Source organism: Candidatus Omnitrophota bacterium (genome assembly GCA_018894435.1).
In the GTDB taxonomy this organism is placed as follows: Bacteria; Omnitrophota; Gorgyraeia; order JAHIPI01; family JAHIPI01; genus JAHIPI01.
In genome coordinates this window covers 1-2057 of sequence record JAHIPI010000007.1, presented here as the reverse complement: position 1 = coordinate 2057, position 2057 = coordinate 1, and the positions used below count along the sequence as shown (strand labels likewise).

Sequence of the window (2057 nt, the reverse complement as noted above, 5' to 3'; positions counted from 1 at the left end):
CCGCCTGTAAAATCAATGCCATATGCCTTCTCGCCCTTTGATAAGAAAACACTCATCCCTCCTATAAGGACAATGGCTGAAAGGACATATGCGATCCAGCGTTTTCCTACAAAATCAATCTTTGTCTTTTTGAAAAACTGAAGCATGGGAAGTTTTTCAAATTTTTTATTGCCAGTAACAAGATCGAATATTATTCTCGTCACAAAAATAGCTGTGAACATGCTGGCCAGGATACCTATTGAAAGCGTAACTCCAAAACCTCTTATAGGGCCTGTGCCGAATTTAAATAAAAGAGCGGCGGCAATAAGCGTGGTAATATTAGAATCAAGAATCGCGGTAAAGGCCTTGTTGTAGCCTGCCGCAACAGCGCTTCGTATGTGTTTTCCCATATTAAGCTCTTCGCGTATGCGCTCGTATATCAAAACATTCGCGTCAACTGCCATGCCTATGACGAGTATCATGCCGGCTATACCAGGAAGCGTCAACGTCGTATGCAGCCACCCTAATGCGCCCAGCACTATTATGAAATTCAACACCATCGCAATACTGGCAACAACGCCGGCAAAAAGATAATATATAAGCATGAATCCAAGGACCAATGCCACGCCTATAAGTGAAGCCCTTAGGCCGCTCTCTATTGAATCTCGGCCCAAAAGCGCTCCTACTGTCCGCTCTTCCTCAATATAGATAGGAGCAGGCAGGGCGCCGGCGCGCAGTACCAAAGCAACATCTCCAGCCTCTTCAATTGTAAACCTTCCGGTAATGCTTGCCTTTCCTGAAGGTATCTTTTCATTTATGCGCGGCGCTGTATGCACTTTGTTATCCAAAACAATAGCTAATCTTTTCCCGACGTTTTGACCGGTTATTTCAGAAAATATCGCGGCGCCTTTGGAATTAAATTCGATCGAGATGTACGGCTCATTAAATCTTGACTGATCGAAACTCACTTCCGCGTTTACTAACGTATCCCCTGTCAATATCGCCTCTTTATGTAAAAGCAAAGAGTCATTGTCTATCTTTTTTAATTCATATCCGTCAGGGATATCGCCATCCCTCGCCCTAAGATTTAACCCCTCGTCATCTTCCACTAATTTAAATTCTAAGAGCGCAGTCCTTCCTATGAGCTCTATTGCCCTGTCCCTATCAGTAACGCCGGGAAGCTGCACAACAATAGAATTCTTTCCCTGTCTTTGTATAAGCGGCTCACGCACGCCAAACTGGTCGATTCGATTACGTATTACTTCCAATGCCCTGTTAGGCGCGTCCTCCCTCGCCTCTTCAGGCACCTTGTCAGTATCCACCTTGAGCACGAGATGCATCCCGCCCTGCAAATCTAATCCGAGATTTATCTTTTCCTTTAAAGGCAGCATACCTGCTAAGGCAAACAGCACCACTCCCAAAGCAACCAAGATTCTCCATTGTAATTTCTTTGTCATTCAGTATCCTCCTTAAGGATAACAGAAAACCAAGCACGGAGAGCAGAATTTAACCTCTGCAGGCTGTACCCCGTAATCTGTGTTCTAATATCTGCACTATTAACTTATCTGCTTTTCTTCAAATATGCAATTGCAGTTTTGTTGATCTCAACCTTTACATTATCGTCTATTCTTAATATAAAAGTATCATCTTTTACATTCACGATAGTGCCGTGTACGCCGCCGTTCGTGACCACTTCGTCATTCTTTTTTAATTCACTGATCATTTTCCCATGTTCTTTTTGTTTTTTCTGCTGCGGCCTTATTAAAAGAAAATAAAATATACCGAAGATAAATATAATCGGCATCAAACTTGCTATTGCATTTGGCTGAGCTGCACCTGGATTCATCGTTTCCTCCCCCTTTTAAGTTGACATTTCTTACAATGTAAGTTTGCCTGCCCCGTACCCGAATCCGCGGCGGATGAGTGGTGCTGGGTCAACTTATCTTAGAATATCCTGTTTTTAAATTCCTCTTTAAGCTCCAAAAACATACCGTTCTTGATAGCCTCACGTATCCTTCTTAATAAGTTTACATAAAAATACACGTTATGTAAAGAAGTAAGTCGTAATCCTAATATTT

At 42.6% G+C, this 2057-nt stretch carries 3 protein-coding genes; all 3 read right to left on the bottom strand.

Features of this window, described 5'->3' with window-relative positions; translation table 11 throughout:
- Positions 1-1436, bottom strand: a 1436-nt coding sequence (gene secD, locus KKI13_00670; GenBank protein ID MBU4487570.1) for a protein translocase subunit SecD, incomplete at its 3' end; no start/stop codon positions are given.
- Positions 1437-1540: 104 nt separating this feature from the next.
- Positions 1541-1825, bottom strand: coding sequence for a preprotein translocase subunit YajC (yajC, locus tag KKI13_00665; GenBank protein ID MBU4487569.1), 285 nt, complete (start codon positions 1823-1825; stop codon positions 1541-1543).
- Between the two features lie 98 nt (positions 1826-1923).
- A partial coding sequence (locus KKI13_00660) for a queuine tRNA-ribosyltransferase family protein (GenBank protein ID MBU4487568.1) occupies positions 1924-2057 on the bottom strand: 134 nt, incomplete at its 5' end.